This window comes from Herbaspirillum sp. GW821-FHT09A12, from assembly GCF_059418325.1.
In genome coordinates this window covers 59,310-85,544 of the sequence record NZ_JBWKPR010000011.1, presented here as the reverse complement: position 1 = coordinate 85,544, position 26,235 = coordinate 59,310, and the positions used below count along the sequence as shown (strand labels likewise).

The window sequence follows — 26,235 nt, the reverse complement described above, 5'->3', positions numbered from 1 at the left end:
AAGTTCTGCGTTCGGCAACCGGCTGTTGGGCGGACGTTTGCGGGGACGGGCGGGGACGCCGATGGTGCGCTGCGGAGAGGGCCGTGATTTTCAAATCCAAATAAATAACGAACAAAACGTGTGAAAAATCGAATTTAAAGGGGTAGAAATGACGGGGTATGCCGATTTCTCAAAAAAAAGTTGTCGTATATGACGGCAGTGTTACACTCTGCCCCCATGCGCCGACCGGGACCCGAAATAATAAGGGTCAGAGAATCGGCGTCCAATGTGCGCAAGCATTTGCTGCCGCCCCTTGAATCGAAAATACATGGAGGAAACGTCAATGAAATCCGCAAATCGTCTGACCAAGATCACTCTGGCCGTCTCCGCAGTTGCCGCAGCCGCCGCCTTCTCGGGCGCCGCGCACGCTGAAACCGTCAAGATCGCCATCGCCGGCCCGATGACCGGCGCCGTTGCCCAATATGGCGACATGGTCAAGGCCGGTGCGCTGACCGCCGTGGAGCAGATCAATGCCGCCGGCGGCGCCAATGGCAACAAGTTCGAAGTGGTGCTGATGGACGACGCCTGCGAACCGAAGCAAGCCGTGGCCGTGGCCAACAAGATCGTCAGCCAGGGCATCAAGTATGTGATCGGCCATGTGTGCTCGGGCTCGACCATCCCGGCTTCCGACATCTATGAGAATGAAGGCGTGGTGATGATCACCCCGTCGGCCACCGCGCCGCAGCTGACCGAAGCCAAGCCGCACAAGTACATTTTCCGCACCATCGGCCGCGACGACCAGCAAGGCCCCGCTGCCGCCCGTTACGTGATCGAGAAGTTGAAGCCCAAGAAGGTCGCCGTGCTGCACGACAAGCAGTCCTACGGCCAGGGCGTGGCGACTTCGGTCAAGACCGCGCTGGATGCGGCCAAGGTGCCTGTGGTGCTGTTTGAAGGCATCAATGCCGGCGACAGCGACTACTCCGCCATCGTCACCAAGCTCAAGTCGCAAGGCGTGGACTTCGTCTACTTCGGCGGCTACCACCCGGAAATGGGCCTGATCATGCGCCAGGCGCGCGAGCAGGGCGTCAAGGCCGTATTCATGGGCCCTGAAGGCGTGGGCAACAAGGACATCACCGCCATCGCCGGCCCCGCTTCCGAAGGCATGCTGGTGACCCTGCCGGCCGACTTCGCCGCCGATCCGGCCAACGCCGCGCTGGTCAAGGCCTTCACCGCGCAAAAGCGCGATCCGAACGGCCCGTTCCAGATGCCGGCCTACTCGGGCGTGAAGATCATCGCCGACGCCATCGCCGGCGCCAAGTCGACCGATCCGACCAAGGTGGCTGCCTACATCCACGCCAACAGCTTCAAGACGCCGATCGGCACCGTGGAATACGACAAGAAGGGCGACCTGAAGTCGTTCAACTTCGTCGTCTACACCTGGCACAAGGATGCCACCAAGACTGAAGCGAAATAATCGCGCCCGGTCTGGTTGGCCCGATCGTACCGGCCTGACGTCAAACCCGAAATGCCCCATCGCTGTCAGGATGGGGCATTTCCATATCATCCCTTCCTATGAATGAATTGCTCCCACAACTGACCCAGCAGCTCGTCAACGGGCTTTCCCTGGGCGCGATCTATGCGCTGATCGCCATCGGCTACACGATGGTCTACGGGATCATCGGCATGATCAACTTCGCCCACGGCGAAATCTACATGATCGCGTCCTACGTCGGCCTGGTCACGCTGACGGCCATCGGCGTGCAAAGCGGCTACCCCTTGCCGCTGCTGTTGGGCGGCGCGCTGATCGTGTCGGTGCTGGTCACCGGCCTCTACGGCTGGACCGTCGAGCGGGTGGCCTATCGGCCCTTGCGCGGCGGGCCGCGCCTGGTGCCGCTGATCTCGGCCATCGGCATGTCGATCTTCCTGCAGAACTATGTGCAGATCGGCCAGGGCGCGCGCGACATGTCGGTGCCGGTGCTGATCTCCGGCGCCCTCGAGTTCCAGATGGGCAGCGACTTCACCGTCACCGTGCCTTACTCGCGCATGGTCATCGTCGGCGTCACGCTGATGCTGATGGTGGCGCTGACCCTGTTCATCGCACGCTCGCGCATGGGCCGCGCCTGCCGCGCCTGCGCCGAGGACATGGGCATGGCCAACCTGCTGGGCATCGACACCAACCGCGTGATCTCCTTCACCTTCGTGCTGGGGGCGATGCTGGCGGCGGTCGGCGGCGTGCTGATCGCGCTGACCATCGGCAAGCTCAATCCCTACATCGGCTTCATCGCCGGCATCAAGGCTTTCACCGCCGCGGTGCTGGGCGGCATCGGCAGCATTCCCGGCGCCATGCTGGGCGGCGTGCTGCTCGGCCTGGCCGAGACTTTTGCCGCGGGTTACCTGCCATCGGAATACAAGGACGTGGTGTCTTTCGGCCTGTTGGTGCTGATTCTCCTGTTCCGTCCCACCGGCCTGCTTGGCAAGCCGAATATCGAGAAGGTCTGAACCCATGGGCCGTAATCTCCAAGGAGGCATGATGCCTGTCACTTTCAAGAACGCCGTGGCGGCGGCGCTGGTTACCGCCGTATTGACGATCCCGCTGCTGGGCATGCAATTGCGCTTCGAAGGCTATCGGGTGGTGTTGCATACCCACTGGACGCCGGTGCTGCTGGCCATGCTGGCGGTATTCCTGTTCCAGCTGGCCAAGCCGGCGCTGGCGCGCGGGCGTGCCGGCATCCGGCTGCCGGCCTTGCCGCGCATGCAGCCGCGCAGCCAGCGCATGGCCGTGTCGCTGCTGCTGCTGGTGGCGCTGGTGTGGCCGTTCTTCGGCTCGCGCGGCTATGTCGACGTGATGACGCTGGCGCTGATTTATGTGGTGCTGGGGCTGGGGTTGAATATCGTGGTCGGTTTCGCCGGCCTGCTGGATCTGGGGTACGTCGGCTTCTATGCGGTCGGCGCGTATACCTATGCGCTGCTGAACCAGTATTTCGGCTTGAGCTTTTGGGAATGCGTGCCGCTGGCGGCCGCCGCTTCGGCGACGTTCGGCTTCTTGCTCGGTTTCCCGGTGCTGCGCCTGCGCGGCGACTACCTGGCCATCGTGACGCTGGGCTTCGGTGAAATCATCCGCTTGCTGCTCAATAACATGACCGGCCTGACCGGCGGTCCGGACGGCGTTTCCGGCATCCCCAAGCCGACCGTGTTCGGCATCGAGATGGCGCGCAGCGCCAGCGTCGAAGGCGGCACCACCTTCCATGAACTGCTGGGACTGACCTATCAGGGCGGCCACATGGTGATCTTCCTGTACTTCCTGGCGCTGGCGATGGTGCTGTTCACCTACTTTGTCACCGGCCGCCTGTTGCGCATGCCGATGGGCCGCGCCTGGGAAGCGTTGCGCGAAGACGAGATCGCCTGCCGTTCGCTGGGCATCAACCCGACCAAGGTCAAGCTCTCGGCCTTCACGCTGGGCGCGGCCTTCGCCGGCCTGGCCGGTTCCTTCTTCGCGGCGCGCCAGGGGCTGGTGACGCCGGAATCCTTCACCTTCATCGAGTCGGCGCTGATCCTGGCCATCGTGGTGCTGGGTGGCATGGGTTCGCAACTGGGCGTGATCCTGGCCGCCATCCTGCTGACCGTGCTGCCGGAACTGGCGCGCAGTTTCGCCGAATACCGCATGCTGATCTTCGGCCTGGTGATGGTGCTGATGATGATGTGGCGTCCGCAAGGGCTGCTGCCTGCCACCCGTCCGCATGTGGAGTTGCCGCAATGAGCCAGCCAATGAAAACCCTGCTGGACGTCGCCGGCCTGTCGATGCGCTTCGGCGGCCTGCTGGCCGTGGATGGCGTGTCGCTGTCGGTGATGGACAAGGAAGTCTTCGCCATCATCGGCCCCAACGGCGCCGGCAAGACCACCGTCTTCAACTGCATCAGCGGTTTCTACCAGCCGAGCTCGGGCGACATCCGCCTGGGCGGCACGTCGATCGCCCGCCAGCCCAGCCACCAGGTGGCGCAGCAGGGGCTGGTGCGCACCTTCCAGAACATCCGCCTGTTCAAGTCGATGACGGTGGTGGAAAACCTGCTGGTGGCGCAGCACCACCAGGTCAACACCAACCTGCTGTGGGGGCTGCTGAATACCCCGTCGTATCGCACATCGGAGAAGGAAGCGCTGCGGCGGGCGGCCTATTGGCTCGACCAGCTGGGCCTGACCGCGCTGGCCAACCGCGAGGCCGGCACCTTGTCCTACGGCTTGCAGCGGCGCGTTGAAATCGCCCGTTGCATGATCACCAAGCCGCGCCTGCTGCTGCTGGACGAGCCGGCTGCCGGCCTCAACCCGCAGGAGAAGCAGGAGCTGAGCCAACTGATCGACCGCCTGCGCCGCGAGCATGGCGTGGCGGTGCTGCTGATCGAACACGACATGAGCCTGATCATGGGCATTTCCGACCGTATCCTGGTGATGGAACACGGCAAGCCCATCGTCACCGGCACGCCGGAACAGGTGCGCAGCGACGAGCGCGTGATCAAGGCTTACCTGGGAGAAGAATGATGCTGCAGTTTGAACAGGTGCATACGCACTACGGCGCCATCGAAGCGCTGCACGGCGTGTCGCTCAACATCGACAAGGGGGAGATCGTCACCCTGATCGGTGCCAACGGCGCCGGCAAGACCACGCTCCTGATGACGTTGTGCGGCCGCCCGCGCGCCTCCAGCGGTCGCATCGTTTTCGAAGGGCGGGACATCACGCAACTGCCCACGCACGAGATCATGCGGCTGGGCATGGCGATCTCGCCGGAAGGGCGCCGCGTGTTTCCCAGCCTGACGGTGCTGGAGAACCTCAAGATGGGCGCCTTCTTCGCCAAGGACAGCGAGATCGAGCAAGGCATCGAATACGTCTTCGGCCTGTTCCCGCGCCTCAAGGAGCGCGCGGCCCAACGCGCCGGCACCATGTCCGGCGGCGAGCAGCAGATGCTGGCCATCGGCCGCGCGCTGATGAGCCGTCCGCGCTTGCTGCTGCTGGACGAACCGACGCTGGGCCTGGCGCCGCTGGTGATTGCGCAGATCTTCGAGATCATCCGTACCATTCGCGCAAGCGGGGTGACGGTGTTCCTGGTCGAGCAGAACGCCAACAAGGCGCTGGGCGTGGCCGATCGCGGCTATGTGCTGGAAAACGGCCATGTGGTGCTGGCCGACACCGGCGCCAACCTGCTGGCCAACAGCGACGTGCGCAAGGCTTACCTCGGGCACGGCTGAGCGGCTGCGCCGGCGGCCTTGCTGCGCGAGGTTCCGCTGAGGCTGGCGATGTCGCCGATGGAGATATCCTGAACCCGCTTTTTCCGGGATGACGCATTCAGGACGCGGTATCGCTCATATCGTTCAGTAAGCAGCGAATCCAAACGCCGCTACGAATCCCTATTCGTAGCGGCGTTTTTCTTGCATTGAAGACGCGCTCGGTTCCCCTTGGCGGAACCGCATCCGGCGTCGCATCTCCCCATCCTTTAGCGTGAATGATCGACCTTCTGTCAGAGAAGGCGGCAACGCGTCGTTTTGAAATTATTGGAAAGTTTTGCAGAAATGTTCTGTCTGCGGGAGTCCACTCGGACTGGGGCGATATGATCGTGCGCCATCTTTTCATTCATGGATTAACCGTCAGTGCCAGCCGATCCGCGGCGAGGCTTGATACACGACGTAATGCACGGTCGAAACCGAGGCCGCACAACAGCAGGGGCAGAGCGACATGCTCGGTCTGCGCCCGCAATAGCAAGGAAATAGGTTGTCGGCCGATGTGGCCCGATGTGTCCATGGGTCACATGACAAGCTAATCCTGTTCAGTCAACGCTAAGCGAATTTTTCCATATCGACGATTGCTCGGTAGGGGCGAACTCACGCTTGTACATTGATAAAGGGTGACAATGAATCGCGTATTTCACACCATCTGGAGCCATGCGTCGGGTACTTGGACAGTGGTGTCCGAACGGACGTCGGCCAAAGGCAAGCGTAACAGCGGAGGGCGCTGCGCGGCGCCGGCCAGGACGAAAAATCGGTCGGGCGTGGCAGGCATGGCGGGCATCCGGCTGCTGGCACTTGGCGTGGCGCTGGCAGGCGCCACGCCAAGTGCGATGGCCGATGCCGTGCTCAATTCATCGGCCGGCATTGCCATTGGGTATGGAGGTGTTGGTGCAAGCACTGGCGTCGGCGGGGACATCGCTATCGGCGGACTAGCGTCCGCTAACAGCGGTGCTTCGCATAATGGAAATTATGCGACGGCAATCGGCGATGTGGCGCACGCTGCAGGCCCGGGGACGATAGCGCTAGGTAACCAGGCGAGGGCGACGGCATCCAATGCCATCGCCTTTGGCTCCGGTTCCGCAGCAAGCGGCGTAAATGGAATAGCGATAGGTAACGGAGCGAATGCGACGGCATCCAATACCATCGCCTTTGGCTCCGGCTCCGTAGCAAGCGGCGTCAACGGCATAGCGATCGGCGGTGGCGCCAAGGCCACCGGCGACAATTCGTATGCGGCTGGCATGGGCGCGCAGGCTTCGGGCAGCCGTGCCTTTGCGGGCGGCGTCGGTGCGCAGGCCTCAGGCGTCTCATCGATTGCCTTGGGGGACAGCGCCAATGCGTCCAATACCAGCGCGGTGGCTATCGGCGCTACCAGCACGGCGACCGGTAGCGGCGCGGCGGCGCTCGGCTTGTCGGCTGCGGCGGCCGGACAGAGTTCGCTGGCCGCCGGCAATGCGGCCAGGACCTATAACTTGGGCGATGTTGCCCTGGGCCGCAATGCCGTGGCCGGCGTATCGGGCGGCGGGATCACCACCAATACCGCGGTCGGCAGCAGCACTACTGCGACCGGCGGCAACGCCTTCGCCGGCGCCAATGCGGCGACGGCGTCGGGAGCGTCGTCGGTGGCGCTGGGCGATACCGCCCGCGCTACGAACGCCAATGCCATCGCCCTGGGGACGAATGCCATTGCCAGCGGCGGGGGCGCCATTGCGCAAGGCGCCAATGTGCAGTCCAGCGGCACCTCGTCGGTGGCCGTGGGCGCCGGCGCCAGGGCCACGGCCAACACGGCGACGGCACTGGGCGGCAGTGCTACGGCTACGGCGGCATCGGCTACGGCGGTGGGCGCCGGCAGCCAGGCGCTGGACGGCAATACGTTTGCCGGCGCCGCAGGCGCCATTGCGTACAACAGTGGCGGCGTGGCCTTGGGCTACAACGCGATCGCCGGCATTTCCGCCGGCGCGGGCAGCAACGATACGGCCATCGGCGCCACGGCCAAAGCAACCGGCGGCAGCGCGTTTGCGGGCGGCTTTGCGGCAAATGCCGCGGGCGCCTCCGCGGTGGCCATGGGCGCGTCGTCATCGGCCTCCGGCAGCAATGCCGCGGCGCTGGGGGCGAATACGCAAGCCGCCGGCAATAATTCGCTGGCCGGCGGCAGCGGTGCGATCGCCTATAACGCCGGCGATCTGGCCTTGGGCTACAACTCGGTTGCCGGGGTGCAGGGTTCGGGCTTACTGGTTAACGATACGGCCATCGGCGCCGGCGCCCGGGCCACCGGCGGCAATTCCTTTGCCGCCGGCAATGCGGCCAAGGCGCAGGGCGCTTCGTCGGTGGCCATTGGCGACGCTGCCAACGCGCTCACCGCAGGCGCGGTCGCGATCGGCCAGAATGCGACGGCCCAGGGCGGCAAATCGGTGTCGATCGGCGTGGGCAATACCGCCAACGGCAATGGCGCGGTGGCCATCGGCGACCCCAACAACGCCATCGGCCAGGGCGCGGTGGCGATGGGGTATGAGAACAATGCCAACGGCCAGGGCGCGGTGGCCATGGGCAGCGGCAACAGCGCCACCGGTCAGGGCGCGATTGCGATGGGCAATAACTCGCAAGCGTCGGGCGGCGGCAGCATCGCCTTTGGCGATACTGCGCAGGCCACGATCAATGGCGGGGTGGCGCTGGGCTCGGGCTCGGTGTCCGACCGCGTGATTGTGCAAGGGACGGGGACGGTGGCCGGCAGCGCGGTCTCTTTCAATACATCGGATCAAACGCTGCTGGGGGCGGTCTCGGTAGGCACCGGAACGTCTTATCGCCAGATCACGAATATGGCCGATGGCACGCAACCGCACGATGCCGTGACTTTGCGGCAGTTGCTCGGCGCACTCAGCACATTTGCCGTGACACCGACCAAGTATTTCCATGCCAATTCGACTGAACGGGATGCGTCGATATCCGGCACCAATTCGATTGCCGTCGGCCCGAACACGGTGGTCAATGACAATAACGGCGTGGGCATCGGCAATGGTGCATTAGTGCAGGCGGGGGCGCCGGGCGGCGTGGCCCTCGGCCAGGCCGCCACCGCTGCCGCGGCCGATGCGCTGGCGCTGGGCAACGGCACGACAGCCAGCGGCAACCAGTCGGTGGCCCTGGGTTCCGGCGCCAACGTGAGCGGCGCCGGCAGCCTGGCGCTGGGTTCCGGCGCCAAGGCCACCCATGACAACAGCATTGCGCTGGGCGCCGGTTCGCAAACGGCGGTCGGCGCCCAGAGCAACTATATTGCGTTTGCCTTGGCGGCGCCGCAAAGCTCGGTGGGCGAAGTGAACGTCGGCAATCGCACCATCGGCGGCGTGGCGCCGGGTGTGCTGGGCACCGATGCGGTCAACGTGACGCAGGTGACGGCGGCGATCGATGCGGTGACCGCCGGCGTCAGCAAATACTTCCGCGCCAATTCAACGCTGGCCGACAGCACGGCCAGCGGCACCGATAGCGTTGCCATCGGCCCGTTGTCGGTGGCCGGCGGCGCCGGCAGTTTTGCCGCCGGCAAGCAGGCGCAGGCGCTTGCCGACGGTACGGTGGCGATCGGCCAGAACGCCACTGCCAGCGGTGGGCAAGCGGTGGCGATCGGCGAGGGGAATACCGCGACGGGGGCCGGCGCGGTGGCGCTGGGCAGCGCCAATACGGCAACCGGCCAGGGCGCGCTGGCATTGGGCAATGCGTCGCAGGCCACGGTGGCGGGCGCGTTGGCCTTCGGCGATACGGCCCTGGCCAATCAATCCAATGCCATTGCCCTGGGCGCCAATGCGAAGGCGAACAACGCCAACAGTGTGGCGCTGGGTGCCGGTTCGGCGACCTCGGTCGGTGCGCAGAGCGGTTACACGGCGTATGCGCTGGCGACGCTGCAAAACTCGGTAGGCGAAGTGTCGATCGGTTCGGCCGGCGCGGAACGCAAGCTGACCAATGTGGCGGCCGGCAGCGCGGATACCGATGCGGTCAACGTGGCGCAATTGAAAGCGACCAATGAGAGGCTGGTCGACGTGCAACAGGATGCCTTGCTGTGGGATCCTGCGGCCAAGGGCGGTGCCGGCGCCTTCAGCGCCAACCGCCAGGGCAGCGGCCCCAACCAGATCACCAATGTGGCGGCCGGCGCGGTCAATGCGACCAGCACGGATGCCATCAACGGCAGTCAGCTGTTTGCCCTGGCCGGCGACACCAGCGACACCTACATCACCAATCATGGCAGTGGCATCAAGTATGTGCGCACCAACGATACCGGGCTGAGCGCGGACGATGCGCATGCGTCGGCGCAGGGGGCGACGGCGCTTGGCTACAACGCTGCGGCATCCGCCGCGGATGCGCTGGCCCTGGGACGCGATACGGTCGCCAACCAGGTCAACAGCGTGGCGCTGGGCGCCAACGCCAAAACTTCGGTCGGCGCGCAGACCGGTTACACGGCGTATGCGCTGACGGCGCTGCAAAACTCGGTGGGCGAAGTGTCGATCGGCGCGGTCGGCGCGGAACGCAAGCTGACCAATGTGGCGGCCGGCAGTAACGGCACCGATGCCGTCAACGTCAATCAACTGGCAGCGGTGAATGCCAGGATCGACAGCGGTGTGGTGGGGCCGTTCGTTTCCGATAAATCGGTGACGTCGGTGCAGCCGGTGTCGTCGGGGGCGAATGCCTTGGCCGGCGGTTTCGGCGCTACCGCGACAGGGGCGGCTTCGGCGGTAATCGGCAATCAGGCGACCGACAATGGCGTCGCCAATTCGACGGTGCTGGGCCAGGGGGCCAGCATCGCGGCCGGCCTGACCGGCTCCAATGTGGCGCTGGGCCAGGGCTCGACGGTGACGGCGGCGGCGGTGCCGACCGGTAACGTCACGCTGATGGGGACGACCTATGCTTTCGCCGGCAATAATCCGGCCGGTGTGGTCAGCATCGGGGCTGCCGGGGCCGAGCGGCAGCTCACCAATGTCGCGGCCGGCCAGTTGTCGGCGACTTCCACCGATGCGGTCAACGGCTCGCAATTGTTTGCGACCAATTCCGCGCTCAACAACATCGCCAACGGCGGCGGCATCAAATACTTCCATGCCAATTCGGTGCTGGGCGACTCTGTTGCGGGCGGCGCCGACTCGGTCGCCGTCGGGCCGCTGGCGCTTACCTCCGCCGCCAATGCGGTAGCGATGGGCAACGGCGCCAATGCGTCGGTGTTCGGTGGCGTGGCGCTGGGCTCCGGTTCGGTGTCCGACCGGACGATTGCGGCGGCGAACGGCACCATCTCGGTGGGCAAGTCGGGGATTCCTTACAACACGGCCGATCGGGTCTTGCTGGGGGCAGTCTCGGTCGGTCATGCCGGATCGTATCGCCAGATCATCAACGTAGCCGACGGCACGCAATCGCAGGACGCGGTCACGGTACGCCAGCTGAGCGGCGCGCTGCAATCATTTGCGACCACTACCACCAAGTATTTCCATGCCAACTCGACCGGCGCGGATTCGCTGGCGGTGGGCGCCGATTCGGTGGCGGTGGGGCCCAATACGGTGGTCAACGGCGATAACGGCATCGGCATCGGCAACGGCGCCGTAGTCGATATGGCAGCCGCCGGCGGCATGGCGATCGGGCAGAGCGCGCAATCCCTGCAGGCCGATGCCATGGCGCTGGGCAGCGGCGCCATCGCCAGCGGCGCGCAATCGATTGCCCAAGGTTCCAACGCCCAGGCCACCGGCGGCGCCAGCATCGCCATCGGTTCCGGCGCCAACGCCGCGCATGCGGACAGTATCGCGCTGGGCTCCGGATCGGCCACGACCGTCGGCGCGCAAACCGGCTACGTGGCCTATGCGCTGGCGGCAGCGCAGACTTCGGCCGGCGAAGTCAACATCGGCAACCGCAAGATCACCGGCGTGGCGGCCGGCAGCGCCGATACCGATGCGGTCAACGTCAGCCAGTTGAAGGCGGTGGCGGCCGGCATCCAGGGGGCCGGCGGTGGTTCCGGCTCCGGTTCCAGTGTCGGGGATATCGACAGCGCCATCTCGCAATCGAAGCAATACACGGACAGCCAGATCGGCAATCTGCGCGGCGACCTCGACAAGTACCGCAGAGATGCCAACGGCGGCACGGCATCGGCCATGGCAGTGGCCGGCTTGCCGCAACCCGGGGCGCCGGGCAAGAGCATGCTGGCGATTGCCGGCAGCACTTATGAAAGCCAGACCGGCCTGGCGTTGGGCTTGTCGACTTATACCGAAAACGGCCGCTGGATCGTCAAGGCCGCGGCAACGACAAATAGCCGCGGCAAGAGCGGCGCGGTGGTAGGCGCCGGCTTCCAATGGTGATGCCACCGGACGCAACGCATTTCATCGATAAGGCTTAAATATGGAACATGTTGCTTGCGCAGTATCCGCAGTCGATCTTTGCCCGCCGGATTGTCGTGTCACTTTATAGGAAGAGAAAAATGGCCTTATACCAAGCATTCAAGAAGTCCGCCTGCGTCGCCGCGTTGTCGCTGGCGGCCATCGCCGCATCGCATCAGGCATTGGCGCAATCGACCGCGTCGGTCGATACCGCCGTCGTGGCGGCGACGCGCTGGGCCGTCCTGGCGGATGCCAATCAGGCCGAACAGATGTGGGGACTGAGCGGTCCCATCATGCAAAAAGACGTCAGCAAGGAAGACTGGGCCAAGTACCTGGCATCCTTGCAAAGCGAACTGGGCCGCATCGGCGAGCGGGAGTGGGTGCAGGTCGTACGCATCAGCAATCCGGCCAACTTGCCGCCGGGCGAGTATGTCAATGTAGTGTTCGCCTCCCGTTTCGCCAAGGCGCCGACGGTGGAAAAAGTCTCGCTGGTGCAGACATCGGGCCGCTGGACGCCGGTCGGCTACGTGGTGACCAGGCTGGAGTCATCCCCGGCTGCCGTTCCGGCGGTCAGATAAACGCAGCGTTGCTGCGCATGGGGTCTCTTGTCGCCTTGCCTGATGGCGTGGATGGCAGGGCTCCTGTTGCATTGCCGTATCGATCCGTCAGGTGCAAAATACAGGCATTCTGGGCGGATGCAATGGCGTGGCCGAGGGCGGCGCCATTTGCGCCAAGTGTGTTGTGACGGTGTCCGTAACATGATACGGAGGCAATGATGACGGCGAATGATTCCTTGACTTTACAGATGCTCGAATGGATACAGGAGCGGCCCCATCCTTATGCCGAAATCCTGGAGGTATGGCGAACCACTTGCCCCAGGCTTTCCATCTGGGAGGATGCCTGCGCGGATGGCTTGATTGAATGCCCGCAAGGATATTCCGGCGCTGTGACGGTATCGGAAAAAGGCCGGAAATTGCTGTCTGAAGGGATGTCCGGGAAGCCTGCCTGAGGCTGGGGAACTGGCGTTGATTGGCAAGATCCAGGGCGGGTTATGATGATCCCGCAGCGGGCCTGCAGCGCCCGGTTTGACTTGCTTCATCCCGCAATGTGCAGTTGCCCGCCCTGAACGGCGCAGATGCCTGTCTCGCCAATGCTTTTCTCTTTTCTCTTTTCTTATTTGCGGCGGCTTATCTGCCGCATTCCAGATGTGCTTCCCCAAACCGGCACGCCCCGGTTTTGGGAAATATCCCGAAGCCGATCGGGACGATCTTCATATCCGTAAAACAATCCCCCATCCGACCATCTCATTGCCGACCCTCGGACGTTGTTGGATCGATTGCCGTTCATCGGCATCCCCCGTGGAATCAAACGTCCGCGCTGTCCTGCAGCAGCGCCGCTTGCGCTGCCGCTTCGTCGAAGATGTCGGATGACGGATTCTTGTAGGCCTGCGGCGTTGCGCCCAGGCGGCCGGACAGTTCCTGCGCCAGCGCCAGCAGCTTGCCGCGCAGCACTTCGCTGGCGGCCGGGTCGAAGCGCAAGGACAGGCCGAAGATGGTCATCGCGCCCACCAGCGCGTTGCCGGCGCCGAACACCGGCACCGACATGGAAGAGGAGAGCGGATTGTTGATGCCCACCGAGATGCACACATAACGCCCGCCCGAGCGCGCCGCGTTGCCCGGCACCGAGAAAAAGCGCAGCACCTGGGCGCTGGAGGTCTGGTCGATGGCAAACAGCGAGCCGGCCTTGACGGTTGCTTTCACCGATTCCGGCGATTCCGCCGCATACAGGCACAGCCGCTGGCTGTGCTGGCGAATATAGAAAGCGGTGCTCTCGCCGGTTTCGCGCACCAGCTTGTCCAGCGTGGGGACGATGAAGTCGGCGTAGTCGAAGCTCGCCTCGAAGGCCTTGCCCAGCTGGTAGGCGCGCGGGCCCAACTGGTAGGCGCTGTCGGCGCGCTGCACCACATAGCCTTCCTTGATGAAGGACATCATGTAGCGGTGGATCACGCTTTTGAAGAGACCGGTGTGCTGCTCCAGTTCGGTCAGCCCCAGCGGGCCGGATACCTCGATGAACGCGTTCAGGATCGCCAGGCTGCGCTCGGCCCCGAGGACGGTACGGTCGGGCCCAGTATCTTTTTCCTTCTTTGTCGTTGTCTCTTTCTGTTTTTTCATAAAGCGATTTCAAATTCGGGAATTGGGCGAGAGTAACACCTTTTTCAGGGCTGGCGCGATGCACCAAAAAATAACCGCCGGCGCGATTTTCGCACTGCCAATGGGATTGCCCTGCGCTTCGCAATGGATTTTGCACTGCATCGAAGCATTTTCTAAGTATATGAAAATTAAAGAGAAATTATGCTTGTTTAAAAATCATAATGAAATTATGATTTATTTCAGGGTATGTTGATCGTTCAATCTGGGAAAGGAAAGAAAATGATGTTGAGCTTTATCAGGAAGACTCACCTTGGAATGGCGGCCGCGGTCGTTTCGCTGGCTTTTTCCACTGCGGCGCATGCCGACCGGCTGGCCGACATCAAGGCGCGCGGTTCGTTGATCTGCGCTACCTTGACCAGCAGCGAACCGCTTGGCTATCCCGATCCGCAGACCCGCCAGGTCGTCGGTTTCGACGTCGACATGTGCGGCGCCGTGGCCAAGCAACTGGGCGTGAAGCTGGAGCACAAGGGGGTGTCGGTCGAAGCGCGCATTCCCGAGCTGACGCTGGGGCGTGTCGACCTGGTAGTCGCCGCGCTCGGTTATACCAAGGAGCGTGCGCAGCAGATCGATTTCACCTCCGCCCACTACCAGACGCCGATCAAGCTGATCGCCCACAGCGGCGCAGGTTACAACAAGATAGAAGACCTCGCCGACAAGCGCATCAGCGCCAACAAGGGCTCCACGCCTGAATTGTATGCCCGCCGCCTGTTCCCCAAGGCGACCATCCTGACCTTCCAGGACACGCCGGCCGCCTTCCTGGCGCTGGCGCAGAACAAGGTGCAGGGCCTGGCGCTGTCGCAGCCGTCCGGTATCCGTTTCGTCAACGAATCCGATGGCAAGTACAAATTCCTCGAAGGCGCACTGGCCTGGGAACCCACCGCGATGGGCGTGAAAAAGGGCGAGCCGACGTTGCTGGCGGCAGTCAACGATGCGCTCGACAAGCTGGAGAAGTCGGGCGAGACCGATGCGCTGTGGACCAAGTGGTTTGGCCCGCAGACCAAGTTCAATATCCCGCGCGAGAAGAAGCTGACCCCGATCTCCAGCATCCAGTAAGCAAGGCCGCTCTGGCATGGATATCCCAGGGGCGCCGGCGGCCATCGCCGGTGTTCCCGGCGCTGGCTTGGCGGCCGCCGCTGTCGATGGCGTTGCGGTGATAGCATGTCGGGCCTGGAACAAATTGACCCCCATCCACGGGGAGCCGCGCCAGGCGCGGTTTTCATGAAAATGCAAGTACACACAGAAATCAGAAGCGGCGCGCAGCAAGACGCCGACGGCTTACCTGCCAAGCAGCGCATCCTCGCCATCGCCACTGTGGTGCTGGCGGTGGCTATCGCGGTGCTGGATGGCTCGATCGCCAACCTCGCGTTGCCCTCCATTGCGCAAGATCTCAAGGCTACCGAGGCCGATGCGATCTGGATCATCAACAGTTACCAGATCGCCATGGCGGTGTTCCTGCTGCCGCTGGCTTCGCTGGGCGAGGTGGTCGGTTATCGCCGGGTCTACCTCACGGGATTGGTGTTGTTTACCCTGTCTTCACTGGCCTGCGCGGCCAGCGGCGACATGCTGCAACTGAGCCTGGCGCGGGTGCTGCAAGGCATTGGCGCGGCCGGCATCCTGAGTGTAAACACGGCGCTGATCCGCTTCATTTATCCCAGCCGGCTGCTGGGCCGCGCCATTGGCTACAACGCGCTGGTGGCCGGCACGGCGACGGCGCTGGGGCCGAGCGTGGCGGGCTTCATTTTGCACTTCGCTTCCTGGCACTGGCTGTTCCTGATCAACATCCCGCTGGGGCTGCTGTCGCTGGCCATCGGCTGGAAGGCGCTGCCGTTCAATCCGCTGTCGAACCGCAAGTTCGATATGCCCAGCGCGCTGGTATGCATGCTGTTCGTGGGGTTCCTGCTTTACACGGTGGACGCGATCGGCCATGTGCAGGGATGGCAGGCGGTGCTCGCCTGCGCGCTGTTGACCGTGGCCAGCCTGGCGGTGCTGCTGAAGGTGCAGTCGCCCAGCGCGCCCATGCTGCCGCTGGACTTGCTGCGCATTCCGCTGTTCGCGTTGTCGATCGGCACGTCGTTCTGCTCGTTTGCCGCGCAGATGGCGACCTTCGTGATGCTGCCCTTCATGCTGCAGAACCATCTCGGCATGAGCGCCGCCCGCGCCGGGCTGCTGCTGACCGCGTGGCCGATTGCGGTGGCGCTGACCGGGGCGGTGGCGGGCAAGCTGTCCGACCGCATGTCGGCCGGGCTGCTGGGCGGCATCGGCCTGGCCATCATGTGCGCCGGCCTGCTGGCCTTGCTCACGGTAGGGCACGGCACCGCCGATCCCACCATCGCGGCATTGTTTGCGGTCTGCGGCGTCGGCTTCGGCCTGTTCCAGTCGCCCAATAACCGCACGCTGATCAGCTCGGCGCCGCGTTCGCGCACCGGCGGCGCCAGCGGCATGCTGGGCACCGCGCGCCTGACCGGCCAGACCGTCGGCGCATCGGTGGTGGCGATGATGCTGACATTGTCGGCGTCGCCCTATGCGCTGGTGTTGTGGTGCGCGGCCGGGCTGGCGGGCGCGGCATCCGTGGTCAGCCTGTCGCGGCTGCGTTATCACCATCATTGAGTGCGGCGGCGAAGCGCAAGGGGAAATAAAAAAGCGAACCGGACATGCCCGGTTCGCTTTTTTGTATGTGACGAGAGGCGGGGGGACTGCGCCCTTTTGGGATTGCGCCCTGTTCAGATGACCCCGCGGCGCATCTGGTCAAGTTCGATCGATTCGAACAAGGCCTTGAAATTGCCTTCGCCGAAACCGTCGTTGCCCTTGCGCTGGATGATTTCATAGAACACCGGGCCGATCACGTTCTGCGTAAAGATCTGCAACAGCAGGCCCTGGCCGGCGGTGGGGGCGCCGTCGATCAGGATCTTCAATTCGCGCAGCGCGTCCAGGTCTTCGCCGTGGCCGGGGATGCGGCGCTCGACCAGGTCGTAATAAGTGCCGATGGTGTCCTGCAGCGGCACGCCCCGTCCGCGCAGCTTGCGCACGGTCTGGTAGATGTCGTCGGTGCCCAGCGCGATGTGCTGGATGCCTTCGCCGTTGTACTGCTTGATGAATTCCTCGATCTGCGACTTGTCGTCGGCGCTCTCGTTGATGGGAATGCGGATCTTGCCGCAGGGGCTGGTCATGGCGCGCGACTTCAGGCCGGTCATCTTGCCTTCGATATCGAAGTACTTGATCTCGCGGAAATTGAACAGGCGGGTGTAGAACGACGACCAGGTGTCCATCGCGCCGCGCACCACGTTGTGGGTGAGGTGGTCGATATAGGTCAGGCCCACGCCCTTGGGATTGCGGTCGACGCCGGGCAGGAACTGGAAGTCGATGTCATAGATCGAGCCGCTATTACCGTTATCGCCATAGCGGTCCACCAGGTACAGCAGCGAGCCGCCGATGCCGCGAATGGCCGGGATGTTGAGTTCCATCGGTCCCAGCTTGGCCTCCACGCCTTCGGCGCCCAGCTCCAGCGCGCGCTTGTAGACGAAGGCCGCATCCTTGACGCGAAACGCCATGGCATTGACCGAGGCGCCATGCACCTGCGCGAAAGCGGCGGCGTTGCTGCCGGGTTCGGCATTGAGGATGAAATTGATCTGCCCCTGGCGATACAAGGTGACGTTCTTGGAGCGGTGGCGCGCCACCGCAACGAAGCCCATCAGTTCCAGCACCGCGGCGATGGCGGTGGGATCGGCCGCGGCGTATTCGACGAACTCGAAACCGTCGGTGCCCATGGGATTGTCGAACAGGTCCTGCGGCTTGGCGGCGGGGATGAGATTGCTGTCTGCGTGGCCCATGAGTCGTCTCCTTGTGTTGGGGAATCAGTTAGGCGCTTCCCGGATCGCGGGGCGCCATGCTTGCCGTTTTGGCATGGATAGGCGACTGCGGCAGGCCGATTCCCTGTGTTTTAAAGGGAGAGCTGCGATATTGCCAGCTCATGGGAGGAGTTTATTGTGCCGTTGATGCAATATGTGATTGTTCTTTGCGTAATATGGCCGATAATACGCACAAATAATTCTTAAATATGGATTTTGGAGGGATAAATGAGCATCATCAATGTCGACCGCTTCGACCTCGCCCTGCTGACCGAGCTGCAGCGCGACGGACACATCACCAACAGCGCCCTGGGGCAGAAGGTGCACCTGTCCACATCACAGATCAGCCGCCGCGTGCAGCGGCTGGAAGAGGCCCATGTGATCGAGCGCTACACTGCCGTGCTCGATGCCGCCGTGGTCGGCCTGGGAGTGACCGCCTTCACCACCGTCACATTGGACCGCCAGGGCGAAACCCGCGGCGAGTTGTTCGAAAAGTCGGTGGAGGCCATGCCGGAAGTGATCGAATGCTTTTCCATCACTGGCGAGGCCGATTATATCCTGCGCATCGTGGCGTCCGACCTGGCGAGCTTTTCCGAGTTCATGATGACCCAGTTGCTGCGCTTGCCGGGGGTGACCAATGTGAAGTCCAATATCACCCTGAAGAAGGTCAAGCAATCGCACGAGCTGCCGCTGGAGCATGTGATGCAGCCGGTGAAGTCGCGCCAGCGCATCCGGTTTTCGCAGTAAGCCTTAGATATTTTTCCCCGGCGCGAATTTGAAAGCAAGCGCCGGAGTGCGGCATGCTCCGGCGCTTCGTAGACTGCGTACATGACCAGTCACGATCGAAGGAGCGCATCATGCATACCATGGCTACCCAACATCCCCGTCGCAACGCCCAGGCCGTCCCGCCAGCAGCGGACGCGGCGGCGCCTGCCTACGCCGGCGACGAAGCGCGCTGGCAAGCCGTGCAGTGCCGCGACAAGGCGGCCGACGGCCATTTCTATTACTCGGTGCGCAGCACCGGCGTCTATTGCAAGCCCTCGTGCGCGGCGCGGCCGGCCTTGCGCAAGAATGTCGCTTTCCATGACAGCTGCGCGGCCGCCGAGGCGGCGGGTTTTCGCGCCTGTAAGCGCTGCAAGCCCGACCAGCCGCCGCTGGAGGAGCGCCAGGCGCAGGCGGTGGCGCGGGCTTGCCGCATGATCGAGCAGGCCGATGCGCCGCTTGCGCTGGAAGCGCTGGCCGACGCGGTGGGCCTGAGCCGCTACCACTTCCATCGCCTGTTCAAGGCGCACACCGGCGTCACGCCCCGTGCCTATGCCGACGGCCAGCGCGCCGAGCGCATGCGCAGCCGCTTGCCGGGCAGCGCCAGCGTGACCGAAGCGATGTACGACGCCGGCTTCAATTCCAGCGGCCGTTTCTACGAACAGAGCGACGAGCGGCTGGGCATGAAACCCAGCGCCTACCGCCAGGGCGGCAGCGGCGAACGCATCCGTTTCGCGGTGGCGCAATGCTGGCTGGGCGCGTTGCTGGTGGCGGCTACCGCCAAGGGCATTTGCGCCGTCGCGCTGGGCGACGATCCGGAGGCGCTGGTGAGGGAACTGCAAGACCGTTTCCCCAACGCGGAGCTGGTGGGCGGCGATGCCCAATTCGAGCGGATGCTGGCGCAGGTACTGGGTTTCATCGAGGCGCCGGAACGCGGGCTGGATTTGCCGCTGGATGTACGCGGCACGGCATTCCAGCAGCGCGTATGGCAAGCGCTGCGCAGCATTCCGCCCGGCGTCACCCTGAGTTATTCGGCGCTGGCCGAGCGCATCGGCAGCCCGGCCGCGGTGCGCGCCGTGGCCAGCGCCTGCGCCAACAACAACATCGCCTTGCTGATCCCTTGCCACCGCATCGTGCGGCTGGACGGTTCGCCCTCCGGCTACCGCTGGGGCGTGGAGCGCAAGCAGGCCCTGCTGGAGAAGGAGCGCGCCGCCAAACCATGACCTTCGACCTGTTCAGCGATCTTCCCGCACAGCCTGCCCGTGAGCCGATCACGCAAGGGGCGGTGCTGCTGCGCGCATTCGCAGCGGAGCAAGCGAGGGAACTGGTGCAAGCCGTCGAGCTGGTCATCGCGCAGTCGCCATTGCGCCACATGCAGACGCCGGGCGGCTTTCGCATGTCGGTGGCGATGAGCAATTGCGGCCAATACGGCTGGGTGACGGATCGCCGCGGCTACCGTTACCAGCATGAGGACCCGCTCTCGGGCCAGCCCTGGCCCGCGATGCCGCCGGTGTTTGCGCAACTGGCCGCGCGCGCGGCGCAGGAAGCCGGCTTCGACCACTTCGCACCGGACGCCTGCCTGGTCAATCGCTATGAACCCGGCGCGCGCATGTCGCTGCACCAGGACAAGAACGAACTCGACATGGCGCAGCCGATCGTCTCGGTGTCGCTCGGCTTGCCGGCGACCTTCCTGTTCGGCGGCATGGAGCGTTCCGGGCGGCCGCGCCGCATGCGGCTGGAAAGCGGCGATGTGGTGGTGTGGGGCGGCCCGGCGCGGCTGCTGTTCCATGGCGTCGATCCGCTGGCCGAGGGCGAGCATCCGTTGACCGGACGCTGCCGCTACAACCTCACATTCCGGTGCGCGCGCTGAGACATCGGGCGCAAATTTTCGAGTCAAAAGACAAGTCGCGCTGACAGGCATAAAATTGCGGTTTCCCTCCGATCTGAAGCCCAAGCAGCCGGTGACGGAGTCATCCCACCTTGTAGGAAAATAAATAATGACTATGGAGACAGCACTCGACAATCCGCCGCCGATGCCGCCCGCATCGGCCCCGCAGCCGGCCGAAAAGACCGGATTCCGGGTACTCGGCGCAATCAGTTTTTCGCATTTCCTCAACGACATGATCCAGTCGCTGCTGCTGGCGATCTATCCGCTGTTGAAGGGCAATTTCCATCTCAGCTTCGCCCAGATCGGCCTGATCACGCTGACCTTCCAGGTCACCGCCTCGCTGCTGCAGCCGCTGGTCGGCCTGTACACCGACAAGCACCCGAAGCCGTATTCGCTGGCTATCGGCATGGGTTCCACGTTGTGCGGCCTGCTGCTGCTGTCGGTGGCGCCCAACTTCGGCGTGCTGCTGGTGGCGGCAGCGCTGGTGGGCACCGGTTCATCGGTGTTCCACCCGGAAGCCTCGCGCGTGGCGCGCATGGCGTCCGGCGGACGGCATGGCCTGGCGCAATCGCTGTTCCAGGTGGGTGGCAACGCCGGCAGCGCCATGGGGCCGTTGCTGGCGGCGTGGATCATCATTCCCGGCGGCCAGGCCAGCATCGCCTGGTTTTCGATCGCGGCGCTGGTGGCGATCGTCGTGTTGCGCCAGATCGGCCATTGGTATGCGCGCCAGCAAAGCGCCGCCAAGGGCCAGGCAAAGAAGAAGGGCGCGGCCTACGTTGCGCTGCCCAAGCGCAAGGTGACGCAGGCGGTGGGCATCCTGCTGCTGCTGATCTTTTCCAAGTACTTCTACATGGCCAGCCTGTCGAGCTACTTCACCTTCTACCTGATCAGCAAATTCCAGCTGTCGGTGCAGGATGCGCAGATCCACCTGTTCGCCTTCCTGTTCGCGGTGGCGGTCGGCACCGTGGCCGGCGGCCCCATCGGCGACCGCATCGGCCGCAAGGCGGTGATCTGGAGCTCGATCCTGGGCGTGGCGCCGTTCACGCTGATGCTGCCCTACGCCGACCTGTTCTGGACCGGCGTGCTGTCGGTGATCATCGGCCTGATCCTGGCCTCGGCGTTCTCGGCCATCCTGGTGTTCGCGCAAGAGCTGATGCCGGGCAAGATCGGCACGGTCTCGGGGCTGTTCTTCGGCTTCGCGTTCGGCATGGGCGGCATCGGCGCGGCCTTGCTGGGCAAGCTGGCCGACCTGACCGACATCTATTTCGTCTACCAGGTGTGCGCCTTCCTGCCGCTGATCGGCTTGCTGGCGGCGTTCCTGCCGAAGATGCAAAAGGTGGAGGCGGCGCCCGCCGCAGCCTGACGTTTAAGCCTGTACGCACGGCACGGCCGGGAGCGGGGAAGCATGATGCTTCCTTGCCCCGGCCGTGCCGTTTTTGGGGGCGCCCAAGAAAAAAGGCCGGAGCGCATAGCACTCCGGCCAACCGTTCTGCGAGGGAAGCAGAAGAGATGAAAGCTTGCCGCGCGCGCTTCAGGCGCCGGCCAAACGCGGCCTGTGGCCGTGGCCCGCACCATCCATGTAGCGCGCCACCGAGAGATCCTCGGAAGCGATGGCCGGGCGGCGGCCTGAAATCAGATCCGACAGCAGTTGGCCGGAGCCGCACGACATGGTCCAGCCGAGCGTGCCGTGGCCGGTGTTGAGGTACAGGTTCGAGACCGGCGTGGCGCCGACCACCGGCGTGCCGTCCGGCGTCATCGGGCGCAGGCCGGTCCAGAAGCTGGCCTGGGCGGTGTCGCCGGCGCCCGGGAACAGGTCGTTGACCACCAGTTCCAGCGTGGCGCGGCGCTTGGCGCGCAGGGTCTTGTCGTAACCCACGATCTCCGCCATGCCGCCTACGCGGATACGGTCGTCGAAACGGGTGACGGCGATCTTGTAGGTTTCGTCCAGGATGGTCGACACCGGCGCGGCGGCGGCATCCACGATCGGTACCGTGATCGAGTAGCCCTTGAGCGGGTAGACCGGGATCTCTGGCAAGGCCGGCACGTCGCGCAGCAGTTGCGGCGAGTAGGAGCCGAGCGCCACCACATAGGCATCGGCCTGCACCAGTTCCCTGCCGCATACCACGCCGGCGATCTTGCCGCCGGCCATGGCCAGCGCGTCGATGGCAACGCCGTAGCGGAACTTCACCCCCAGTTCTTGCGCCATCGCCGCCAGGCGGGTGGTGAACAGCTGGCAGTCGCCGGTTTCGTCATTGGGCAGGCGCAGGCCGCCGGCCAGCTTGCCGCGCACCCTGGCCAGTGCCGGTTCGGCGCGTTCGAGCTGGTCGGCCGACAGCAGTTCATACGGCACGCCGGCGTCTTTCAGCACGGCGATATCCTTGGCGGCGCCGTCCAGTTGCTCTTGCGTGCGGAACAGTTGCAGCGTGCCTTGCTGGCGGCCTTCATAAGGGATGCCGGTAGCGGCGCGCAGGTCGCGGAAGCAGTCGCGGCTGTATTCGGCCAGGCGCACCATGCGTTCCTTGTTGACCGCGTAGCTGGCGGCATTGCAGTTGCGCAGCATCTGCCACATCCAGCGCAGTTGGCGCAGCGTGCCGTCCGGGCGGATCGCCAGCGGGGCGTGTTCCTGGAACATCCACTTGAGGGCCTTGAGCGGAATGCCGGGCGCGGCCCAGGGCGAGGCGTAGCCGGGGGAGATCTGGCCGGCGTTGCCGAACGAGGTTTCCAGCGCCGGGCCGTCCTGGCGTTCCAGCACGGTGACTTCGTGGCCGGCGCGGGCCAGGTACCAGGCGCTGGTGACGCCGATGACACCGCTTCCGAGAATGACGACACGCATGGCAAGCCCCGCTGAATGTGTATGTGCTGAAGAACAGCTTGTTGAGTAGAGTATTCCGCTATGATATTGAGGAATATGTAGTGATTGTTTCTATATTTATTTGTAAATTCGAGAATAAATAATGAAAAATGATCATTAACGGGAAAGAACGACAAAGCCAGCGAAAAAATCAGCGAGAAAGCCCATGAGAACCCAGCAGCAATCGATCCGCACCCTCGACAAGCTTGACCACCGTATCCTCGCCGCGCTCCAGAAGGACGGCCGCATTTCCATGAAAGAGCTGGGCGAGCTGGTCGGCCTGTCGGTCACGCCCTGCATCGAGCGGGTGCGCCGCATGGAACGCGACGGCGTGATCACCGGCTACTACGCGCGCGTCAATCCCGAGTCGCTGGGGGCGACCTTGCTGGTGTTTGTCGAAATCACGCTGAACCACAAGTCGGGCAATATGTTCGAGCAGTTCCGGCGCGAAGTGCTGCGCATTCCCGAGGTGCAGGAGTGCCATCTGGTATCCGGCGATTTCGATTACCTGATCAAGGCGCGTATCCGCGGCATGGCTGAATACCGCAAGCTGCTGGGCGATATCCTGCTGCAGTTGCCGGGCGCGGCGCAGTCCAAGAGCTATGTGGTGATGGAAGAGATCAAGGAAACCCTGGCGCTGCCGGTCGACGAATGAGCAGGAGAGGGGCATGCCCTGAGGAATGGCGCTAACTGTAAGGGCGGCCTGGTCCCGGATTCCAGTTGCCGCCTGCGGAAGCAAAGCGGTTGCCTCGTCCTGAGCGCCAAGGCTCGCATCAATCGTGGCGGCCGATCATTTTCCCTGCGCTTGATCGCCCGCAATGCCGGTTTTCAGTGTCAGCAGACGCTTCCCCTGTTCTGCGCCTTGCATATCCATATAGCGTTTTTCCGCCATTTGTTTCATGCGCTCGATATCGTCAGTGGCCTGTTGTTCCGATCTGGCAGCATATGCCTTGTAATTTCTCTCGGCCTTGGTGACGGATGACGTTTTCAGCACGCGTTGGAAGGTCTTTTGCTGAAACAGAACCACGTAATAAGTCAGGGTATCGGGATTGAGCAACAGGCTCGCGCCGTATTGGCCGTTGTAAGTGGAGCGCAATTCCAGCAATGCCGGATTGGCGACCAGCGATTGCAGTTCGCTGATGTTTGTCGTTGTCGTCGCACTGGCCGGGTTTTCCGCGGCGGCCGGTTTCCTGGTCTTGGCGAGCGACCAGGGCGTGGCCGGCAGGGAGCAAAGCACGATGGCCAATGCGATAGCGAAGCGGCAAGTCGGCATGTAAATCTCCTTTGTGATGTTTTGGTTTTGCCCCGGCGTACGCGTCATCAATCGGTTTCTTCCGCCGTGGCCTGGTTGCCATCGATGATCTGGAACTTGCGCATTTTTTCCCACAAGACCTTGCGGCTGATGTTCAGGTAATTTGCCGTGTCCTGGCGGCGCCAGTTATGCGCGTCAAGCGCTGCGATGATTCTTGTTCGGTCGGCGTTGTCCCATTTCTTTTTGTCTCCGGGGTTGTCGCTATTGTCGGCTTCGATCCGGCTCTTGCGCAGCAAGTCGAACACGCGGTTGATGGCGTCCCTGTTCCAGTCGCCGAATTGGCGGTGGATGATCGTGACGCGCTCGGCGATGTTGCGCAACTCGCGCACATTGCCTTGGAACTGCGTTTGTGCGACCTGTTGCCGCAGCCATTCCGGGATTGCCGGCGGCGCCCGGTCAGGCGTTTCACCGCCGAGTGTGCGCGTGACAATGGCGCTGAAGATGGCCAGCTTATCGACAGCGCCGCGTTCTTCTATCGTAGGGACGTGCAGCTCGATCACCGCCATGCGGTAGTACAGGTCGGAGCGGAACATCTCCAGCCGCACCAGTTCGCGCAGGTTACGGTTGGTGGCCGCGACCAGGCGGAAATCGATATTGGTCTCGACGGTGGCGCCCAGGCGCGTCACCTTGTTCTGCTCCAGCACGCGCAACAGCTTGACTTGCTGATACAGCGGAAGGTCGCCGATCTCGTCGAGAAAGAGCGTCCCTTTGTCGGCCTGTTCGAAATAGCCTTTGTGCGCCAGCATGGCGCCGGTAAAAGCGCCCTTGGCATGACCGAAGAAATGCGATTCGAACAAGCCGTCCGGAATCGCGCCGCAGTTGACAGCGACAAAAGGGCCTGCTCCATAGCGGCTATGATTGTCGTGCAGCAGCCGGGCAATGCGCTCCTTGCCGACCCCGGTTTCGCCGGTGACCAATACATTCGAATCGCAATCGGCAAAGACCTTCGCCTCGTTCAGCAAGGCTTGCATGATGGCCGATTCTGCGATCAGCGGATCGTGCGGTTGTACGTTGATGGCGTGGCTGTGCATTTCTCCCGCCAGGCCGAATACCAGGCGGCGCAATTCGGAGCAGGTGAAGTCGAGCATCAGGATGTGCGAATACTCCGGCGGATAAACCCGCGAATCGTAGGCGCGCGGCGCTTCCGCCACCCAGATGACCGGCATGCCATGCGTTTTTTGCCATTCGTCGGCGTTGAAGCCGAAGCGATCGATCACGGTGACCGAGATCACGGCCAGGGAAGGCGCCTGCGAAACCTGTTCCTGCGTCAAATCGGTATTGTCGGCCCGGATCACATCGATTTCAAAACTGGCGAGGCAGCGCACGATGCGGTCGAAAATATCGGATTTTCCCTCCCATACGTAGACGTCGATGTTTTCCTTGAGTGTTTTGTTCTTCATCGCACTTCCTTCAACAGTCGGATGCGGCCGCCGGCCTTATTGCGCCGATATGCCGGACGTCTTTTGCCGTGCCTTGAATTCGCTTTGCCGTTGCGCAAGCAGTTCGCGGATTTCGACCAGGCGGGTATGCAGGTTGAACGCCAGAATCCACAGTTCGTTGATCAGGCGCCACAGCACCAGTACCAGCAAGGTCGCGCCGACCGACAGCGCCGCGCGCATGGCGCCGTTTTCGGGCAAGGTGAAGGCGGTAAACAAACTGCCGATGCCGGCGCTGATGATGATCACCAGGCCCACGCCGTAGGTCAGCCTGATCAGCAGCGGCGTTACCAGATGCTCGAAATTGATGTGGCTGCGCACGCCGTTCAGAAATCCTGTTTTTTTCATGGTCC

At 63.6% G+C, this 26,235-nt stretch carries 21 protein-coding genes; 15 read left to right on the top strand and 6 right to left on the bottom strand.

The window, feature by feature from the left end; genetic code table 11:
* The first annotated feature begins 322 nt into the window (after positions 1-322).
* The 8 genes from AC07N6_RS19335 to AC07N6_RS19300 all read left to right on the top strand — a co-directional run bounded on the left by AC07N6_RS19335 (position 323) and on the right by AC07N6_RS19300 (position 12,587).
* On the top strand, positions 323-1,453 hold the full coding sequence (locus AC07N6_RS19335; protein WP_494783122.1) for a branched-chain amino acid ABC transporter substrate-binding protein: 1,131 nt from the start codon (positions 323-325) through the stop codon (positions 1,451-1,453).
* Between the two features lie 98 nt (positions 1,454-1,551).
* Positions 1,552-2,478, top strand: a complete 927-nt coding sequence (gene livH, locus AC07N6_RS19330) for a high-affinity branched-chain amino acid ABC transporter permease LivH (protein WP_494783121.1) — start codon at positions 1,552-1,554, stop codon at positions 2,476-2,478.
* Between the two features lie 31 nt (positions 2,479-2,509).
* Positions 2,510-3,736 (top strand): high-affinity branched-chain amino acid ABC transporter permease LivM, encoded by a 1,227-nt coding sequence (locus tag AC07N6_RS19325; RefSeq protein WP_494783120.1) that lies wholly within the window; start codon positions 2,510-2,512, stop codon positions 3,734-3,736.
* Entirely contained in the window at positions 3,733-4,509 is a 777-nt protein-coding gene (gene livG / locus AC07N6_RS19320; RefSeq protein WP_494783119.1) for a high-affinity branched-chain amino acid ABC transporter ATP-binding protein LivG, read from the top strand. The genes AC07N6_RS19325 and livG overlap by 4 nt, the downstream gene beginning before the upstream one ends.
* Positions 4,509-5,213, top strand: a complete 705-nt coding sequence (locus AC07N6_RS19315; RefSeq protein WP_494783118.1) for an ABC transporter ATP-binding protein — start codon at positions 4,509-4,511, stop codon at positions 5,211-5,213. The genes livG and AC07N6_RS19315 overlap by 1 nt, the downstream gene beginning before the upstream one ends.
* Before the next feature lie 659 nt (positions 5,214-5,872).
* Entirely contained in the window at positions 5,873-11,560 is a 5,688-nt protein-coding gene (locus AC07N6_RS19310) for a YadA-like family protein (protein WP_494786273.1), read from the top strand.
* A 119-nt stretch (positions 11,561-11,679) separates the two neighbouring features.
* The gene (locus AC07N6_RS19305; RefSeq protein WP_494783117.1) at positions 11,680-12,156 is read left to right on the top strand and encodes a DUF4019 domain-containing protein; all 477 of its coding nucleotides are present in this window, start codon (positions 11,680-11,682) and stop codon (positions 12,154-12,156) included.
* A 194-nt stretch (positions 12,157-12,350) separates the two neighbouring features.
* The gene (locus AC07N6_RS19300) at positions 12,351-12,587 is read left to right on the top strand and encodes a hypothetical protein (protein WP_494783116.1); all 237 of its coding nucleotides are present in this window, start codon (positions 12,351-12,353) and stop codon (positions 12,585-12,587) included.
* Between the two features lie 355 nt (positions 12,588-12,942).
* Here the strand turns inward: AC07N6_RS19300 and AC07N6_RS19295 are convergent, their stop codons facing one another.
* Positions 12,943-13,749 (bottom strand): IclR family transcriptional regulator, encoded by an 807-nt coding sequence (locus tag AC07N6_RS19295; RefSeq protein ID WP_494783115.1) that lies wholly within the window; start codon positions 13,747-13,749, stop codon positions 12,943-12,945.
* Positions 13,750-14,007: 258 nt separating this feature from the next.
* Between AC07N6_RS19295 and AC07N6_RS19290 the strand changes: the two genes are divergently transcribed.
* Together AC07N6_RS19290 and AC07N6_RS19285 are read left to right on the top strand one after the other, a co-directional pair.
* A complete protein-coding gene (locus AC07N6_RS19290) occupies positions 14,008-14,841 on the top strand; it encodes an ABC transporter substrate-binding protein (RefSeq protein ID WP_494783114.1) in 834 nt (277 codons plus the stop codon).
* A gap of 171 nt (positions 14,842-15,012) precedes the next feature.
* Positions 15,013-16,395: an MFS transporter gene (locus tag AC07N6_RS19285; protein ID WP_494783113.1), complete on the top strand. Its 1,383-nt coding sequence runs from the start codon at positions 15,013-15,015 to the stop codon at positions 16,393-16,395.
* Between the two features lie 113 nt (positions 16,396-16,508).
* On the opposite strand, the gene hppD is transcribed toward AC07N6_RS19285, so the two are convergent.
* On the bottom strand, positions 16,509-17,615 hold the full coding sequence (gene hppD / locus AC07N6_RS19280; protein WP_494783112.1) for a 4-hydroxyphenylpyruvate dioxygenase: 1,107 nt from the start codon (positions 17,613-17,615) through the stop codon (positions 16,509-16,511).
* A 246-nt stretch (positions 17,616-17,861) separates the two neighbouring features.
* On the opposite strand from hppD, the gene AC07N6_RS19275 reads away from it, so the two are divergent.
* The 4 genes from AC07N6_RS19275 to AC07N6_RS19260 all read left to right on the top strand — a co-directional run bounded on the left by AC07N6_RS19275 (position 17,862) and on the right by AC07N6_RS19260 (position 21,646).
* A complete protein-coding gene (locus AC07N6_RS19275; RefSeq protein ID WP_494783111.1) occupies positions 17,862-18,380 on the top strand; it encodes an Lrp/AsnC family transcriptional regulator in 519 nt (172 codons plus the stop codon).
* Positions 18,381-18,499: 119 nt separating this feature from the next.
* Positions 18,500-19,618: a bifunctional DNA-binding transcriptional regulator/O6-methylguanine-DNA methyltransferase Ada gene (gene ada, locus AC07N6_RS19270; protein WP_494783199.1), complete on the top strand. Its 1,119-nt coding sequence runs from the start codon at positions 18,500-18,502 to the stop codon at positions 19,616-19,618.
* Positions 19,615-20,265, top strand: coding sequence for a DNA oxidative demethylase AlkB (alkB, locus tag AC07N6_RS19265; protein ID WP_494783110.1), 651 nt, complete (start codon positions 19,615-19,617; stop codon positions 20,263-20,265). Before ada ends, alkB begins: the two co-directional genes overlap by 4 nt.
* A 133-nt stretch (positions 20,266-20,398) precedes the next feature.
* Positions 20,399-21,646 carry an MFS transporter gene (locus tag AC07N6_RS19260; protein WP_494783198.1) on the top strand — a complete coding sequence of 416 codons (1,248 nt, stop codon included), beginning with the start codon at positions 20,399-20,401 and terminating at the stop codon, positions 21,644-21,646.
* Between the two features lie 168 nt (positions 21,647-21,814).
* Here AC07N6_RS19260 and AC07N6_RS19255 read toward each other — a convergent pair whose 3' ends face one another.
* Positions 21,815-23,170: a D-amino acid dehydrogenase gene (locus tag AC07N6_RS19255; protein ID WP_494783197.1), complete on the bottom strand. Its 1,356-nt coding sequence runs from the start codon at positions 23,168-23,170 to the stop codon at positions 21,815-21,817.
* 130 nt (positions 23,171-23,300) lie between these two features.
* Between AC07N6_RS19255 and AC07N6_RS19250 the strand changes: the two genes are divergently transcribed.
* Complete coding sequence (locus tag AC07N6_RS19250; RefSeq protein WP_141913218.1) at positions 23,301-23,789, top strand: Lrp/AsnC ligand binding domain-containing protein; 489 nt, start codon at positions 23,301-23,303, stop codon at positions 23,787-23,789.
* Between the two features lie 135 nt (positions 23,790-23,924).
* Here AC07N6_RS19250 and AC07N6_RS19245 read toward each other — a convergent pair whose 3' ends face one another.
* From AC07N6_RS19245 to AC07N6_RS19235, 3 genes are read right to left on the bottom strand one after another with little or no spacing between them, the layout of a single operon-like run.
* Complete coding sequence (locus tag AC07N6_RS19245) at positions 23,925-24,455, bottom strand: DUF2968 domain-containing protein (RefSeq protein WP_494783109.1); 531 nt, start codon at positions 24,453-24,455, stop codon at positions 23,925-23,927.
* The gene (locus AC07N6_RS19240; protein ID WP_494783108.1) at positions 24,455-25,846 is read right to left on the bottom strand and encodes a sigma 54-interacting transcriptional regulator; all 1,392 of its coding nucleotides are present in this window, start codon (positions 25,844-25,846) and stop codon (positions 24,455-24,457) included. Before AC07N6_RS19240 ends, AC07N6_RS19245 begins: the two co-directional genes overlap by 1 nt.
* 36 nt (positions 25,847-25,882) lie before the next feature.
* Positions 25,883-26,230: a DUF4282 domain-containing protein gene (locus tag AC07N6_RS19235; RefSeq protein WP_494783107.1), complete on the bottom strand. Its 348-nt coding sequence runs from the start codon at positions 26,228-26,230 to the stop codon at positions 25,883-25,885.
* Positions 26,231-26,235 lie beyond the last annotated feature (5 nt).

Coding starts and splice junctions, on each gene's coding strand:
- AC07N6_RS19305 (WP_494783117.1), top strand. CDS start 11,680: ATGGCCTTATACCAAGCATTCAAGAAGTCCGCCTGCGTCGCCGCGTTG.
- AC07N6_RS19260 (WP_494783198.1), top strand. CDS start 20,399: ATGGAGACAGCACTCGACAATCCGCCGCCGATGCCGCCCGCATCGGCC.
- AC07N6_RS19295 (WP_494783115.1), bottom strand. CDS start 13,749: ATGAAAAAACAGAAAGAGACAACGACAAAGAAGGAAAAAGATACTGGG.
- AC07N6_RS19235 (WP_494783107.1), bottom strand. CDS start 26,230: ATGAAAAAAACAGGATTTCTGAACGGCGTGCGCAGCCACATCAATTTC.
- AC07N6_RS19325 (WP_494783120.1), top strand. CDS start 2,510: ATGCCTGTCACTTTCAAGAACGCCGTGGCGGCGGCGCTGGTTACCGCC.
- livH (WP_494783121.1), top strand. CDS start 1,552: ATGAATGAATTGCTCCCACAACTGACCCAGCAGCTCGTCAACGGGCTT.
- AC07N6_RS19310 (WP_494786273.1), top strand. CDS start 5,873: ATGAATCGCGTATTTCACACCATCTGGAGCCATGCGTCGGGTACTTGG.
- alkB (WP_494783110.1), top strand. CDS start 19,615: ATGACCTTCGACCTGTTCAGCGATCTTCCCGCACAGCCTGCCCGTGAG.
- AC07N6_RS19250 (WP_141913218.1), top strand. CDS start 23,301: ATGAGAACCCAGCAGCAATCGATCCGCACCCTCGACAAGCTTGACCAC.
- AC07N6_RS19315 (WP_494783118.1), top strand. CDS start 4,509: ATGCTGCAGTTTGAACAGGTGCATACGCACTACGGCGCCATCGAAGCG.
- ada (WP_494783199.1), top strand. CDS start 18,500: ATGGCTACCCAACATCCCCGTCGCAACGCCCAGGCCGTCCCGCCAGCA.
- AC07N6_RS19290 (WP_494783114.1), top strand. CDS start 14,008: ATGATGTTGAGCTTTATCAGGAAGACTCACCTTGGAATGGCGGCCGCG.
- AC07N6_RS19300 (WP_494783116.1), top strand. CDS start 12,351: ATGATGACGGCGAATGATTCCTTGACTTTACAGATGCTCGAATGGATA.
- AC07N6_RS19285 (WP_494783113.1), top strand. CDS start 15,013: ATGCAAGTACACACAGAAATCAGAAGCGGCGCGCAGCAAGACGCCGAC.
- AC07N6_RS19240 (WP_494783108.1), bottom strand. CDS start 25,846: ATGAAGAACAAAACACTCAAGGAAAACATCGACGTCTACGTATGGGAG.
- AC07N6_RS19245 (WP_494783109.1), bottom strand. CDS start 24,455: ATGACGCGTACGCCGGGGCAAAACCAAAACATCACAAAGGAGATTTAC.
- AC07N6_RS19335 (WP_494783122.1), top strand. CDS start 323: ATGAAATCCGCAAATCGTCTGACCAAGATCACTCTGGCCGTCTCCGCA.
- livG (WP_494783119.1), top strand. CDS start 3,733: ATGAGCCAGCCAATGAAAACCCTGCTGGACGTCGCCGGCCTGTCGATG.
- AC07N6_RS19275 (WP_494783111.1), top strand. CDS start 17,862: ATGAGCATCATCAATGTCGACCGCTTCGACCTCGCCCTGCTGACCGAG.
- hppD (WP_494783112.1), bottom strand. CDS start 17,615: ATGGGCCACGCAGACAGCAATCTCATCCCCGCCGCCAAGCCGCAGGAC.